The organism is Desulfovibrio mangrovi (assembly GCF_026230175.1).
Classification (GTDB): Bacteria; Desulfobacterota; Desulfovibrionia; order Desulfovibrionales; family Desulfovibrionaceae; genus Halodesulfovibrio; species Halodesulfovibrio mangrovi.
Genome location: NZ_CP104208.1, coordinates 2,507,757 through 2,521,817, shown reverse-complemented (window position 1 = coordinate 2,521,817; position 14,061 = coordinate 2,507,757). Strand labels below are relative to the sequence as shown.

General features: G+C 59.0%; 11 protein-coding genes. 7 read left to right on the top strand and 4 right to left on the bottom strand.

Going from position 1 to position 14,061, the window contains the following annotated elements; all coding sequences use genetic code 11:
* Positions 1 to 109: 109 nt before the first annotated feature.
* On the top strand, positions 110 to 778 hold the full coding sequence (gene cysC, locus N1030_RS11500) for an adenylyl-sulfate kinase (protein ID WP_265825627.1): 669 nt from the start codon (positions 110 to 112) through the stop codon (positions 776 to 778).
* On the opposite strand, the gene nspC is transcribed toward cysC, so the two are convergent.
* The 3 genes from nspC to speA form a co-directional block, all read right to left on the bottom strand.
* A complete protein-coding gene (gene nspC, locus N1030_RS11495; RefSeq protein WP_265825626.1) occupies positions 775 to 1,917 on the bottom strand; it encodes a carboxynorspermidine decarboxylase in 1,143 nt (380 codons plus the stop codon). The genes cysC and nspC overlap by 4 nt on opposite strands.
* 375 nt (positions 1,918 to 2,292) lie before the next feature.
* Complete coding sequence (locus N1030_RS11490; protein WP_265825625.1) at positions 2,293 to 3,492, bottom strand: saccharopine dehydrogenase family protein; 1,200 nt, start codon at positions 3,490 to 3,492, stop codon at positions 2,293 to 2,295.
* A gap of 165 nt (positions 3,493 to 3,657) precedes the next feature.
* Positions 3,658 to 5,577, bottom strand: coding sequence for a biosynthetic arginine decarboxylase (gene speA, locus N1030_RS11485; protein WP_265825624.1), 1,920 nt, complete (start codon positions 5,575 to 5,577; stop codon positions 3,658 to 3,660).
* 580 nt (positions 5,578 to 6,157) lie between these two features.
* Between speA and N1030_RS11480 the strand changes: the two genes are divergently transcribed.
* A complete protein-coding gene (locus N1030_RS11480) occupies positions 6,158 to 6,712 on the top strand; it encodes an acetate uptake transporter (protein ID WP_265825623.1) in 555 nt (184 codons plus the stop codon).
* Between the two features lie 96 nt (positions 6,713 to 6,808).
* Here the strand turns inward: N1030_RS11480 and N1030_RS11475 are convergent, their stop codons facing one another.
* Positions 6,809 to 8,326 (bottom strand): leucyl aminopeptidase, encoded by a 1,518-nt coding sequence (locus tag N1030_RS11475; RefSeq protein ID WP_265825622.1) that lies wholly within the window; start codon positions 8,324 to 8,326, stop codon positions 6,809 to 6,811.
* Positions 8,327 to 8,571: 245 nt separating this feature from the next.
* Between N1030_RS11475 and N1030_RS11470 the strand changes: the two genes are divergently transcribed.
* The 5 genes from N1030_RS11470 (at position 8,572) to N1030_RS11450 (ending at position 13,790) form a co-directional block, all read left to right on the top strand.
* Complete coding sequence (locus tag N1030_RS11470; protein ID WP_265825621.1) at positions 8,572 to 9,912, top strand: TrkH family potassium uptake protein; 1,341 nt, start codon at positions 8,572 to 8,574, stop codon at positions 9,910 to 9,912.
* Positions 9,913 to 10,032: 120 nt separating this feature from the next.
* A complete protein-coding gene (locus N1030_RS11465; RefSeq protein ID WP_265825620.1) occupies positions 10,033 to 10,686 on the top strand; it encodes a potassium channel family protein in 654 nt (217 codons plus the stop codon).
* Positions 10,687 to 10,850: 164 nt separating this feature from the next.
* Positions 10,851 to 12,536, top strand: coding sequence for a glycosyltransferase family 9 protein (locus tag N1030_RS11460; protein ID WP_265825619.1), 1,686 nt, complete (start codon positions 10,851 to 10,853; stop codon positions 12,534 to 12,536).
* 294 nt (positions 12,537 to 12,830) lie between these two features.
* Positions 12,831 to 13,436 carry a DUF8043 domain-containing protein gene (locus N1030_RS11455; protein WP_265825618.1) on the top strand — a complete coding sequence of 202 codons (606 nt, stop codon included), beginning with the start codon at positions 12,831 to 12,833 and terminating at the stop codon, positions 13,434 to 13,436.
* Between the two features lie 3 nt (positions 13,437 to 13,439).
* The gene (locus N1030_RS11450; RefSeq protein WP_265825617.1) at positions 13,440 to 13,790 is read left to right on the top strand and encodes a hypothetical protein; all 351 of its coding nucleotides are present in this window, start codon (positions 13,440 to 13,442) and stop codon (positions 13,788 to 13,790) included.
* Positions 13,791 to 14,061 lie beyond the last annotated feature (271 nt).

The following is a 14,061-nucleotide window of genomic DNA, read 5'->3' as shown; positions in this document are numbered from 1 at the left end:
GACATAGTGGCATCTTGCTGGTCCCGGATGCATCACCGCTTGTGGCATATATGCTGCAGGATGTGGCATGAGCGTCATGGCTCAGTCATTTCCAGGCAGGAGATTCCCTATGGCAGCAAACGGACACAACATAATCAGGCAGCGCGGCAGTGTATCCCGTAACGACCGAGAACGGCGGAACGGGCACTCAGCCCGCGTGTTCTGGCTGACGGGGCTCTCCGGTTCCGGCAAGTCCACCATTGCACATGCCGTGGAAAAAGCCTTGTTTGATGCGGGCATGCAGGCCGTGGTGTTCGACGGTGACAACGTACGTCACGGGCTGTGCTGCAATATCGGTTTTTCGCCCGAAGACCGGCAGGAGAACATTCGCCGCATCAGCGAAGTGTGCAAACTTTTTGCGGAGAGCGGCATAATTTGCCTGTGCGCCTTCATTGCGCCGAGAGAAGCCGACCGCGAGATCATCCGTTCCATTCTGGGGGAGGATCTGCGTGAAATCTATGTCTCCTGCCCGTTGTCCGTATGCGAGGCTCGTGACGTGAAGGGCTACTATGCCCGCGCCCGCGCCGGACTCATCAAGAATTATACCGGTATCAACGCTCCGTATGATGTGCCGGTCACCCCTCATCTCGTTGTGGATACCGATGCGGAAACCCGGGACGAATCCGTGGCCAAGGTTTTCGACTTTGTCATGCGAAATATCGGTCGCTCCGACGAGCCTATGCCTGACATGGCGGAAGGGCAATCTCTGCAGACCACCCTTCCTGCCTCTTCGTTCTAGGAAAGTCGTACCTTGAAATCCTGATAGCCGAACTGGCGCACCACCTCCACTTCGTCCCTTTCGGAATGGTAGCGGGCAATGGCAGGCAGTTGCAGGCCGTTGAAGGTGTTGGTCTTCACCATGGAATAAATGGCCATGTCCGTGAATACCACTTTGTCGCCGGTCTTCAGCGGCGCATCAAACGAATACTCACCGATTACGTCGCCCGCCAGACAGGACTTGCCCGCAAAACGGTAGCTGTGGGCCTTTTCGTCGCGCTTGCCGGAACCGATGATGAAGGGACGGTAGGGCATTTCCAGCACGTCTGGCATGTGGCAGGCGGCTGAGGCGTCCAGAATGGCGATGGGCATATCAGCCTCGATGATGTCCAGCACCGTGCCGACGAGATAGCCCGCCTGCAGGGCCACGGCTTCACCGGGTTCCAGATACACCTGCACGTCATAGCGCTGCTGGGCGCGTTCGATACAGCGGCAGAGGCGGTCGATGTCATAATCTTCACGGGTTATGTGATGCCCGCCGCCGAAGTTCAGCCACTTCATGCCATGCAGGAATTCGCCGAACTGTTCCTCCACGGCTGCCAACGTTCTGTCCAGCGCATCGGAATTCTGCTCACACAGGGTGTGAAAATGCAGGCCGGAAACGCCTTCAAGCTGGTCCGGCTTGAAATGCTGGCGGCGAATGCCCAGACGCGATCCGGGGGAACACGGGTCGTAGATCGGCACCGCGCCCTCGCTGTGCTGCGGGTTCACGCGCAGGCCGATTTCAATATGCCGCGGGTTCGCCTGCACCATGGGGCGGAAGCGTTCCAGTTGCGCAAAGGAGTTGAATACGATGTGGTCGCACAACTCCACCATTTCGCGCATGTCATCCTCGGAATACGCGGCGGCAAAGCCGTGCACCTCGCCGCCGAATTCCTCGCGGCCAAGGCGTGCCTCGTGCGGGGAACTGGCGCAGGTGCCGTGCAGCACATTGTTCAACACACGAAACGTGCTGAAGGTTGCAAAGCCCTTCAGGGCCAGCAGAATCTTCGCACCCGTGCGACGCTGCACCGTGTCCAGAATGCGCACGTTCCGTTCCAGCAGAGCCTCGTCCACAATAAAGCAGGGCGAGGGCAATTGAGCAAGGTTGGGGAGTTTCATGTTTTTTATGTGAGTAAGAGTTGTTTGTGGATGGATAGGCTTCGCCTGCCTCCGGCGGACAGGGCGCTGCCCTGTACCCGGCAGGGGGATAATCCCCCTGCACCCGTGTAAGCGATGTAGCTGCTTACGCGAGGCGAGCTTTCCGTCTTAATGGGGTTATAAAAGGGGAGATGATATACTTTTTGGGGTGCCCCAGGCCATACCTTCCTGACGCGGAGGTCTGGTTTGTACGTGTCAGGGTTTCCAAAGGGGGTTACCCCCTTTGGCCGCAGGAGGCGCTCTTCAACAACGCCGCAGGCGAAAAACACCCACCCAAAATTCCCCGAAAAATTGCCTTACCAAAAACGGGGGCCGGAGACCGGCCCCCGTGCGGGATTACTTCTTGTCGAGATCGACAACCAGCCACGGCAGGCCATGGATATTGAGCTTCTCCATGAACGGGTCGGGGTCGAGCTGTTCCATGTTGAACACGCCTGCGCCCTTCCATGCGCCGGTGACCATCATCATGGCACCGATCATGGCAGGCACACCGGTGGTGTAGGAGATGGCCTGCGATTCCACTTCGTCGTAGCAGGCTTCGTGGTCGCAGATGTTGTAGATGAAGTAGTTCTTCACTTCACCGTTCTTCACGCCCTTCATCTTGCAGCCGATGCAGGTGCGGCCCTTGGTGCGACCGCCGAGGGAGGCGGGTTCGGGCAGTACGCTCTTGAGGAACTGCAGGGGCACGATCTGCTGACCGTTGTGCTCCACAGGCTCGATGCCGGTCATGCCGATATTTTCAAGCACACGCAGGTGGTTGAGGTAGTTGTCGGAGAAGGTCATCCAGAAGCGGGCGCGCTTGAGTCCCTTGATGTTCATGACGAGGGATTCGAGCTCTTCATGGTACATGAGGAAGCACTTCTTGGGGCCGATGCCTTCGGGGAAGTTGTACATCATGGACCAGCTGAGGGGGTCGGTTTCCACCCACTCGCCGCGTTCCCAGTAGCGGCCGCGCGCGGTCACTTCACGGATGTTGATTTCCGGGTTGAAGTTGGTGGCGAAGGGGTGGCCGTGGTCGCCTGCGTTGCAGTCGATGATGTCCAGTTCGTGCATCTCGTCAAAGAGGTGCTTCATGGCATAGGCGCAGTACACGTTGGTTACGCCGGGGTCGAAGCCGGAGCCGAGCAGGGCCATGAGGCCTGCGTCCTTGAAACGGTCCTGATAGGCCCACTGCCACTTGTATTCGAACTTGGCTTCATCGAGCGGTTCGTAGTTGGCGGTGTCGAGGTAGGGCACGCCGGTTTCGAGGCAGGCGTCCATGATGGTCAGGTCCTGATAGGGCAGGGCCAGGTTGACCACGATGTCGGGCTTGTGAGCGTTGATGAGCTGCACCAGTTCGGGCACGTTGTCCGCGTCCACCTGGGCGGTGGTGATGGTGCGCCCGGTCTTGCGCTTCACGGAAGCGGCGATGGCGTCGCACTTGGACAGGGTGCGGGATGCGAGCACGATGTCAGTGAAGACTTCGGATACCTGTGCACATTTGTGGACGCAAACGCCGCCCACGCCACCGGCGCCGATGATCAGTACTTTTGCCATTGGCTGTCTCCTTCGGGACCTGTTCGTCCCTGACGCTTAAACTATAAGATATTGTAGCAGGTCGTGACGGAAAACGCACGGGCAAGCACATAGAGTACGGCCTGACGTCACATGTCAGGGCGCAGTCTTGGGTGTTGCCGGCCGGTGCTTTTGTGTCGCGGCCTGTTAGCTTTCGAAATAGGTGTATCCGCGCAGGCCCAATTCGAAGGCCTGGAGAATACTGAACCGCTCTGCCGGAGTAATACGTCCGCTGCGCACGGCCTGCTCCGCGAGGGAACGCAGGTCTTCCATGATGCGGCGGGGTTCGTATTCAACGTATTCCAGCAGTTCCGCTACCGTATCGCCCTGAATTTCGCGGACGAACTCGTAGGAACCGTCGGGGTAGACGCGCACGCTGACGACGTTGGTATCGCCGAACAGGTTGTGCAGGTCGCCCAGCGTTTCCTGATATGCACCCACGAGGAACGCGCCGAGATAGTAGTCGTCGCCGTTGTTCATGGGATGCAGGTCGAGCACTCGCTTTTTGCCCTGCGGGTCGATGAACTGATCTATCTTGCCGTCGGAGTCACAGGTAATGTCACTGATGATGGCCTGCCGCGAGGGCAGTTCATTCAGCCTGTGCACGGGCATGATGGGGAACAGCTGATCGATGGCCCAGGCATCCGGCAGGGACTGGAAGACGCTGAAGTTGGCGTAGTAGATGTCCGCAAGGGCGACATCAATTTCTTCCATATCCTTGGGGATATGCTTGAGCTGGTCCTTGAGAGCGGCAACGCCCTTGATGATGCCCCAGAAGAGGTTGTCACCGAGGGTGCGCTCGCGCAGGGTGACGCGTCCGTCAAGGAACATGCGTCGTGTTTCGTCGCGGTAGTACAGGGCGTCGTTGTAACATTCCTGTACGTTGCGCAGCGAAAGGCTCTTGTGTGCTTCAAACAGGTTCTTGATGGGTTCCGGCAGGTCGGCGGGCATCGTTTCGGGGATGCGGCCGTCTTCCACGGTGGACACGTCAAGGATGTTGAAGAGCAGTGCGGAGTAGTAGGCCACGGTGGCGCGGCCGGATTCCGTGATGATGTGGGGGTGGGGCATGCCGCGCGCATCAAGCGTGGTCATGACCGCTTCCACGATGTCGGTGCAGTATTCGTCCAGCGTATAGTTGCGGCTGGAGACGTAGTTGGTGTGGGAACCATCGTAGTCAACGGCGAGACCGCCGCCGAGGTCGATGTATCCCATGGCGGCACCTTCGGCCACCAGTTCGGCGTACACGCGCGAGGCTTCCTGCACGGCTGTGCGGATGTCGCGGATGTTCGGAATCTGGGACCCGAGGTGGTAGTGCAGAAGCTTCAGGCAATGCAGCTTGTCCATGCCGCGCAGGGTATCCACCACATCCATGATCTGGGACAGGGAAAGGCCGAACGACGAACGTTCGCCGCCGGATTCCGCCCAGTGTCCGCTGCCCTTGGCAGCCAGCTTCACGCGGACGCCGATCTGCGGGTCTACGCCGAGCTGCTCGGCACGGCTGAGGATGCTGGAAAGCTCCCACGGCATTTCGAGTACGAAGATGCAGTTGAAGCCCATGCGCATGGCATGCAGGCCAAGGTCTATGAATTCCTCATCCTTGTAGCCGTTGCAGACAAGGCAGGCTTCGTAGTCGCGCATCTGCGAGATAGCCGCGATAAGCTCGGCCTTGCTGCCCACCTCGAGACCGTGGTGATAGCGGGAGCCGAAGTTCGCGATTTCTTCGAGAACCTGTTGCTGCTGGTTTACTTTGATGGGGAAGATTCCGCGGTATTCGCCTTTGAAGCCGAGGGTGGCTATGGCTTTGCGGAAGGACTCGTGCAGGGTGGAAATCTGCGAGTCGAGAATGTTCTCAATGCGGAGAAGAACGGGCAAATCAAGACCGCGTTCTTTCAGACCCCGGATGAGTTCCGGGATGCTGACGGCTACATTGCTGCCGCTCCCGAAAGGATGTACGGCGACATCCCCGTCCGAGGTAACGTCGAAGTATCCGGCACCCCAGTTACGGATGCCGTACAGTTCAGCGGAGTCTTCAATACTCCACTGCGTGAGGGCTTTTTGCTTTGCCAACTGTCGGACCTCATACAAACCCCAATTAAAGTGACTGCCGAAGAACGCCTCGTTTCAGGCGTTCCGCCTTTGCCGTGCCATGGCTGCCGTTGTGGAGGAAAGTGCCACTCCAGCATGTCATGGGGGCCCCATTTAGAAGCAGGGGGGGGCTGCTGTCAATACCCTGTGTCCCCTTTGCCTGCGACATTTTGTCTGCGGCGAAAGAGATTCTTTTTTGTCAGGGTGTTAGCGGTGTGAAAAAAGAGCGGCCGTGTCGCAAGGTGTCGCCCCTCCACCGCTGTTTGGAAGAGCATACCATATTTTTCCTTGCTGCAACAGGGCAAGGGGGCCGCTGCGGGGCATGATAATATGAGGGAATAAGGCGCGCTGCGCAGAGCGGTGAGAAATATACTTGTAAGACTGGGGCCTTGAAGGGGATAGTGTCTGGGCAGAAGTTACGGTTGCAGATTTGAGAGCGAGTGCTTGCCTGCATGTTGCAAATTGTGTCGGGATACTATAGCTGGTTGAGCGAACAGTGCAAGAGGGGGCCGTCTCACTGGCGGCTCATATATTACGACGCATTTCCAAGGAGAAAGGAAACATGGACAACAAGCTTGCTAACCCCGCCCCGCTGGGCCTGATGGGTTTCGGTATGACCACGGTGTTGCTGAACATCCACAACGCCGGCTTTTTCCCCATCAGCGCCATGATTCTCGCTATGGGCTTTTTCTACGGCGGCATCGCACAGATCATCGCCGGCATCATGGAATTCAAGAAGGGTAACACCTTCGGCCTGACCGCATTCACTTCCTACGGTCTGTTCTGGATGACCCTTGTGGCTCTTATCGTCATGCCCAAGCTGGGTTGGACTGAAGCTACTCCCCATGCCTACATGGGCTGGTACCTTGCCATGTGGGGCGTGTTCACTTTCTTCATGTTCCTGGGAACTCTGAAGAGCAACACCACCATCAAGTTCATTTTCCTCTCTCTGACCGTTCTCTTCTTCCTGCTTGCTGCCCGTGACTTCACCGGCAGCGAGTTCATCGGCACCATCGCCGGTTACGAAGGCATCGTATGTGGCGCTTCCGCCATCTACCTTGCCATGGCCGAAGTGCTGAACGAAGTGCACGGCCGCACCATCCTGCCCATCGGCTAGCCAAGTTGCCGGCTTCACAGCCGGCATGTTAAGAATAAGGAAAGGCCGGAGTCGCAAGACTCCGGCCTTTTCGATTTTCAGGATATGGGCGCGCGGTTATTCGGGCTTTTCGGCCACGCCGTTACGCACGATTTCCAGCAGGGTGCGTACGGCAAAGCCGGTGCTGCCGGGAACGCTGAGGGGAGACTTCTTGGCCTTGTAGGCAGGGCCGGCAATATCCAGATGGGCCCAGCGTACGTCTTCATTGATGAACTGCTTCAGGAACAGGGCCGCGTTGACGGCGCCGCCTTCGCGTCCGCCCACGTTCATCATGTCGGCCACTTCGGACTTCAGGGGCTCGAAATAGAGATCCCACAGCGGCATGGGCCAGAAACGGTCGCCCACACGTCCGCCGAGGTCCTGCACCTGCTTGGAAAGAGCTTCGTCCGTGGCGAACACGGCGGCCACTTCCGTGCCCAGCGCGACCACGCAGGCTCCGGTGAGGGTGGCGAGATCGAAGATGGCGGCGGGGGTGTATTCCTTCTGTACCCAGGTCAGGGCGTCGCAGAGGATGAGGCGGCCTTCCGCGTCGGTGTTGATGATTTCCACGGTCTTGCCGGAGAGGGTCTTGACCACGTCGCCGGGGCGGGTGGCGCGGCCGTCAGGCATGTTTTCGGTGCAGGGGGCAACGCCTACCACGCGGCGCTGGATGTCGGAATTGCCGAGCGCTTCGAACAGGCCGATCACGGCTGCCGCACCGGCCATGTCGCTTTTCATCTCGTGCATGCTGGCGCTGGGCTTGAGGGAAATGCCGCCGGTATCGAAGGTGACGCCTTTGCCCACGAAGACGATGGGATCATCGTTCTCCGTGCCTTTGGGCGTGTATTCCATGATGAGCAGTTTGGCCTGCTCCTCGGCTCCCTTGAATACGGATTCGAATGCACCCATGCCCATTTCGGCCAGTTCAGGGCCGTTGATGGAGCGGACCTTGAAGCCGTACTTGCGGCCCATGGCTTCCGCCTTTTCCACCAGATACGCGGGCGTGACGATGTTGGCGGGGCCGTTCACCAGATTGCGGGTGGCCATCACGCCTATGGCGGCGGCTTCGCCGCGGCGGGCTGCCGCGTGCAGGTCGTCGGGGAAATTCTCTTCATTGGAGAGCAGGGCCATCCAGCGGGGATTGTGGGCCGGTTCGTCCTGGGTGGTCTTGAGCTCGTCGTAGGTGTAGAGCGAGAGCAGCGCAGCGGCTACGGACTCTTCCACCAGCACGGCGTCGGATTCATCAATCATCTTTAAGACTTCAAGGTCCAGCGCGCAGGTGTCCACCTTCAGTTCGCGGCACTTCTGCATGGCGGTTGCCATGGCGCCGCGAAGGGTGTCGAGGTTGAACTTGGTGCGTTCGCCGAGGCCCACGGCAATGCAGCGGGGCAGGGGAATTTCCGGATGCCCGTACATGACTACGGTCTGGTTCTTTTCGCCGCGGAAGTCGTGGCGGGCCGGGGTGATGGTTATCCACGGAGCGGCGTCGGCCAGAGCGGGAATCTGCTCCATGAGGTTTTCGTCCTTGAAGCCGAACACGATGGCCGTGTTGGCGCGCCAGTCGGCTGCCGGCGCCTGCTGAAAGCGGATATCCATGATTGCCTCCAAAATATGGTTTCCGGCCGCTGCCGGACAGATGTCTGAAAGGGCGGGAACAGACCCGCGCGGCTCCCGTGGCGCAGATGGTTATGCCGTTCCGCGTCGCGAGTCACTATAGGCATTGCATGGTGCTGCGTCCAGTGTGTTTGTCTGACAGCCGGTTAGCGTTGGCATGGCGCACAGGGGCGGGGGAATGCGGCCCTCCTCTTGCCACCAACCCGCCACAGGCGTATGTGGGTGAGATGAGAAGGAGATATTTGTCCCCGTTCGTCCTGCCGGTTGCCGCCTTTGCCGTCGCCATTCTTGCCGGGGCCGTACTGCTGCGCGAAACCTCTGTGCTGCCCGGGGGGCTGCCATGGGTGGACGCCCTGTTTACGGCCACGTCTGCGGTGTGCGTGACCGGCCTTGCCACTGTGGATACCGCCTCCGCCTTCAGCCGCGAGGGGCACTGGGTTCTGCTGGGGCTTATCCAGTTGGGCGGACTGGGCATCATGACCTATTCCAGCCTCGTGTTCTATCTGTGGCGGCGCAGGGTTTCCCTGACCGACCGTCTTGCCGTGGGGCAGGCTCTGCTGCACGATCCATCGTTTCATCTGGGCAATTTTCTCGTGCGCATGGTGCGCATGGTGCTCTTTCTTGAGCTGTTCGGCGCGCTGTGGATTTATGCGCTGGAGCCGGATGTGATGGGCGTGTTCGGTGCGTTGTTTCATGCGGTTTCCGCCTTCTGCAACGCGGGCTTTTCCCTGTTTCCCGACAGCCTTGTACGTTGGCAGCATTCGTGGGGCATGAATGCCGTCATCATGCTGCTCATCACGTTGGGTGGTGTCGGGTTTGCCGTCATTGACGAATGCCTCATGCTGCTGCGCGGCACAGACCTTGGCGCGCGCGGGCTCAGCTATCCGGCAAAGCTGGTGCTTTCCACCTCCGCCATTCTGACCTTTGGCGGGGCATTGTTTATTTTTCTTTCCGAAATGGGCGGCGGCACTCAGAACGGCACCCTTGCTCAGACAGCCCTGACTTCCCTGTTTCAATCCGTCACCTGCAGAACCGCAGGGTTCAATACGCTGGATACCGGGCATATGACCAACGTGTCGCTCATGATCATGGTCTTTCTCATGTTCATAGGCGGCTCGCCGGGGTCTTGTGCGGGTGGCATCAAGACGACAGCCCTGCGCATCATATGGTCCTTCATGGGAGCACAGTTCCGCGGGCGTTCACAAGTTGTGGTGGCAGGGCGTGCCGTGAATCCCCAGAACATGAACAAGACTTTTGCTTTGCTGATCACGGCCACTGGCAGCGTGCTGTTTGCCACGCTTCTCCTTACCATGACAGAGGGGGGGGATATGCCGCATCCCATGGTGCGTGGCCAGCTCATGGATTATCTTTTCGAGGCGGTTTCCGCCTTTGCCACCGTGGGGCTGAGCACCGGCGTGACACCGAGCCTGTCGGTGACGGGCAAGCTGTGCCTGACCGTGCTGATGTTCGTGGGGCGTATCGGGCCCATCTGGCTGCTGACCACGCTGCAGCAGATGCAGTCTGATGTGCGCTACCGCTGGCCGGAAAGCGATATGCCGATCGGTTAGGAAAAGCCTGCAGATCGGAAGTTTGAACACATGATCCGTGCGGCAGGAGGCTCTTCTCCTGTTCCCGGCAGGCGGAGTGTGCTAAAAAAGAAAGCGCGTATTTCATTCAGGATGAGAGATATGAAGAAGAAACAGGAAATCGGCATTATCGGCCTTGGTAAATTCGGTCTTCCGCTGGCCAAGGCGCTGGTGGAAAAAGGGCATTCCGTTGTTGGCGTGGATGTGGGCGAAAGCCGCATCCGGCAGGCGCAGGGAGTGCTGGACCAGGTCTATGTTGCCGACGCCAAGGACAGCATGGTGCTGCATCAGCTGCGCTTTCAGGATCTGGATATGGTGGTGGTCAGCGTTGGCTCAAGCATGGAGGCTTCCATCCTCATCGTGTTCAACCTGCTGGAAATGGGCGTGAAGCGTCTGGCAGTGAAGGCCATCACACCCGAGCACAAGAAGATCCTTGCCCGTCTTGGTGTTGAAACCATCGTGCAGCCTGAGCAGGATGCGGCCCTGACGCTGGCGCACCGCATCTCCAACCCCGGTTTGCTGGATCTGCTGCAACTCGGGGGCGGCGTGGTGCTGCAGGAGCTGGAAGTGGACAAATGGGAAGGCAAGACCCTCATGGATCTGCACCTGACCGGCATGGGGATTATGGTTGTGGCTATCCGCAAGCCCGGTGAGGAGGAGTATTCCTTTGTTCCCCCTGCAGACCAACCCCTCCGGCGCGGCGAGACGCTGGCCGTTATCGGGCGCGAGAAGGATGTTCTTTCCCTCCAGCCCTGATGCATCCATGTATGTTTCCCTGTTCTTTGCGCGTGACGCATTGCACGTGCGGCATTAATTTGTCATTCTTCCCGTGAAGATAGGAATGATCCGCAGATTTGTGCGCTGTGGAGGTTTCGTCCCGGAGCCGCGGCCGCCTTCCGCAATGTCATGACAGGGAGCCCATGAATACCCTCATTTGCAATCTTACCCGTTTCGGCGACCTGCTGCAGACGCAGCCCGTCATTTCCGGCTTTGCACGGGCAGGACACCGTGTGGGCCTGGTCTGTCTGGATAATTTTGCCGGAGCCACGGCGCTGCTACGGGACGTGGATGACGTCTTTCCTTTTTCCGGCGGCGGCTTGCTGGCCTCACTGGACAAGGACTGGCGGGAGGCGATCGGCAGGCTCTGGCAGTGGGGTGACGCTCCGGCCGTAGCCTTTGCGCCGGATGCTGTGCTGAATCTTACGGCTACGACCAGTGTGCGGCTGCTGGCCTCGCATCTGGCCTCAAGAAAGCAGGCAGACGCCTCGGTGTCTGAGGGGGGTGACGCTCAAGGCTCTCAGGACGGTCGGCAGGGAGCACAACTGCTCGGTTTCGGCCTGGACAGCTTCGGATTCAGCGTAAACAGCGATCCGTGGAGCACCTTCCTGCAGGCATCCACGCGGCTGCGCGGCTGCAGTCCCTTCAATCTGGTGGATCTTTACCTCATGGCGGCAGGGCTGGGCGACGGCGAGCGCCGCTATGAACTGCGTACTCCGGAACCGGCCCATCAGGAAGAAGCAACAGGCCTGCTGCGCCATGCGGAGGAAGGGCTTGGGGCTCAGGCGGACGGCATCAAGGGGTATGTGGCCTTCCAGCTCGGTGCGAGCGAGGATAGACGCCGTTGGCCGCTGCAGCACTTTGCCGAACTCGGAGACAGGCTGTGGCGTGAAGAGGGGCTGCTGCCCGTGCTGCTCGGAACCGGAAGCGAAGCGCATCTGGCCGGGCGCTATGCGTCCATGGCAACCGGGCCCCACGTCAGCCTTGTGGGGAAAACCTCCCTGCCTGTGCTGGCGGCACTGCTTACCTCCATGCGGCTTCTGGTGACCAACGATACGGGAACAATGCATCTGGCCGCAGGACTCGGCGTGCCCGTGCTGGCGGTGTTCCTTGCCACGGCCCAGCCGTGGGACACGGGGCCGTATCTCGAAGGCAGTTGTACGCTGGAACCGGATATGGAGTGCCATCCCTGTCCCTTCGGCAAGCCCTGCCCCAATGATCTCGCGTGCCGCGGGCGCATTTCTGCGGAAACCGTGTGCTCCATCACGCGCCACTGGCTCAGGCATGGCGAGTGGCCTCAGGCGGCAGGTTGCGGCGCGCGCGTCTGGCAAAGCCGCCGGGATGCGGACGGGTTCATGGATCTTGCTTCGCTCTCCGGACACGAAGAGACGGACCGTACCCGCTGGATACGCCAGCAGCGGCATTTTTATCGTCAATTTCTTGACCGAGCTCCGGCTGCGCAGCTGGCTGCGGCGGGTGTCCGGCCTATTGGCCTCAATGTCTGGAGTGAACGGCTCTCTCCGTCGGTGCAGGCCACGGCAGTGGCCGAACTTGCTGCCTCCGCGCAGCTGCTGCATCTGCTGACTGAGCAGGGCAGGGTGCTCGCCGTGCGGGCCACGGAAACAACCAAGCAGCGTTTTCTGGGAACATGGCAGCGGTTGCAGACGTTGTGGGATAACAGTGGGTTACTCAACGTTCTCGGTTATCTGTGGATGTGCGAGTCGCAGGAGGCGGGCAACGATCTTGGCACGGTGTTGGTACTGGCCGAACAGTACAAGGCGTTGGTGACCGCATGGCGCGACAGCCTGCAGGAAGAGCGTTCGGCATAAGGAAGCTATCCGGCCGGTAGGCTTGTGTTGGGCCACGCGTCTGGCCGTCCGGCAAAGAAGCGAAGATTGTGTTGCTCTTTCAGGTAACTCACTGATAGTATTTTGATTATTGATGCTGTGTCGTGTTTCGGGCGGCATTTCGGTTCCGGTCCACGACGACAGGACGTGTGCGCGGCATGTGTTGCGCACTTTTTTTATTGCCAATGCCACTCTCGGCATTGGCATATTTCTTGAATTGCTTTGTGCGTACCGGAAAATTCTGGCCCATGCGGGCACGTATACAGGAGGGAAACCATGATTGTTATCGACGGACAACACTGTGAAATGCAGGTGGCCAGCTTTGCCAACCTGGAAGAAATTTTGGTGAAAGTGATGGAGAACGGCACTCTGGACAACCGTATCGTCACCGATGTTCTGGTGAACAACGAGCCGTTCTCCGAAATCTATCCCCATCAGGCCGAAGACATTGAAGCCAGCGAAATCTCTTCGGTGGAAATCAAGAGTGTGCCTGTGGGTGAAATGGCCATGAGCATCACCCGCGAACTGTACAAGGTTGTGCAGATCATGGGCGACGGCGCCAAGCACGTGGCGGAACTGTTCCGTCAGGCTGACGACACTGAAGCTCTGGAAATGTATCAGGACCTGCTGCAGGTCGTGCGTGATTTCCTGGGCATGATCGGCGTGCTGCGCAGCGAATTCACCCTGAAGGATCACCCAGCTTTCAGCGACGGTGTGGAAGAAATTTCCGATCTGTTTGGTGAAATGACCGAGGTCATGGAAAACGAAGACTGGATTCTGCTCGCAGACCTTCTGGAATACGAATTCCTTCCCGCCACCGAGCGTTGGAAGACCGTCATCCAGCTGCTGCGGGAAGACATCCGCAAGGTGAACAAGGGGTAGCATATGGCCGATAGCCTTACATTGCTTGATCAGGCACTGTTTCTCGGGGAACAGGAGCTTCAGGCTCTTGCCGTAGGAGATGTGGATACCGCAGACGAGAATGCGACTCGTCGGGGCAGTCTCATCGCCATGGCATGGGACAAGCGTGAAGGCGTGGCGCTCGATGCCCTGCAATGCAAACTGCTCAAGCTGCAGGCCTTGCAGGGACTGCTCACGGAAGAAGCACGAAAGCTCCATGCCTCGCTGAAGAATGAACTTCAGAAGACCAAGAAGCATTCCGTCCGCCTTCAGGGGTACCGACAGGGGGCTCGCATTGCGCCCTCTCACAGCCGGTTCGTGAGCAAACAGGGATAGTTTCTCCTCCGGATACGATCAGGCCGGGAGTGCATGCCGCACTTCCGGCCTTTTGCATTGTTCGCGCTGCAAGTGTCAAAAATGCGTTGGGGCGCCTGTATCAGAGTGTATTGCCGTACTATTTTGCAGCTTCTCCCTCTTTTCAGCTTTCGGTTTCCGTATATAATGATAGCGGCAGACTTGACTTTCCGGTATGTCATGTGAAACATGCCTGTTCCGAAATCGACCCGTTGCAGCGACGCGCCATTGTTCCTCACGCGATCATTCCGCC

Excerpts from the sequence above, each read along its gene's own strand:
- cysC (WP_265825627.1), top strand. The coding sequence starts at position 110 with ATGGCAGCAAACGGACACAACATAATCAGGCAGCGCGGCAGTGTATCC.
- nspC (WP_265825626.1), bottom strand. The coding sequence starts at position 1,917 with ATGAAACTCCCCAACCTTGCTCAATTGCCCTCGCCCTGCTTTATTGTG.
- N1030_RS11490 (WP_265825625.1), bottom strand. The coding sequence starts at position 3,492 with ATGGCAAAAGTACTGATCATCGGCGCCGGTGGCGTGGGCGGCGTTTGC.
- N1030_RS11480 (WP_265825623.1), top strand. The coding sequence starts at position 6,158 with ATGGACAACAAGCTTGCTAACCCCGCCCCGCTGGGCCTGATGGGTTTC.
- N1030_RS11475 (WP_265825622.1), bottom strand. The coding sequence starts at position 8,326 with ATGGATATCCGCTTTCAGCAGGCGCCGGCAGCCGACTGGCGCGCCAAC.
- N1030_RS11470 (WP_265825621.1), top strand. The coding sequence starts at position 8,572 with ATGAGAAGGAGATATTTGTCCCCGTTCGTCCTGCCGGTTGCCGCCTTT.
- N1030_RS11465 (WP_265825620.1), top strand. The coding sequence starts at position 10,033 with ATGAAGAAGAAACAGGAAATCGGCATTATCGGCCTTGGTAAATTCGGT.
- N1030_RS11460 (WP_265825619.1), top strand. The coding sequence starts at position 10,851 with ATGAATACCCTCATTTGCAATCTTACCCGTTTCGGCGACCTGCTGCAG.
- N1030_RS11455 (WP_265825618.1), top strand. The coding sequence starts at position 12,831 with ATGATTGTTATCGACGGACAACACTGTGAAATGCAGGTGGCCAGCTTT.
- N1030_RS11450 (WP_265825617.1), top strand. The coding sequence starts at position 13,440 with ATGGCCGATAGCCTTACATTGCTTGATCAGGCACTGTTTCTCGGGGAA.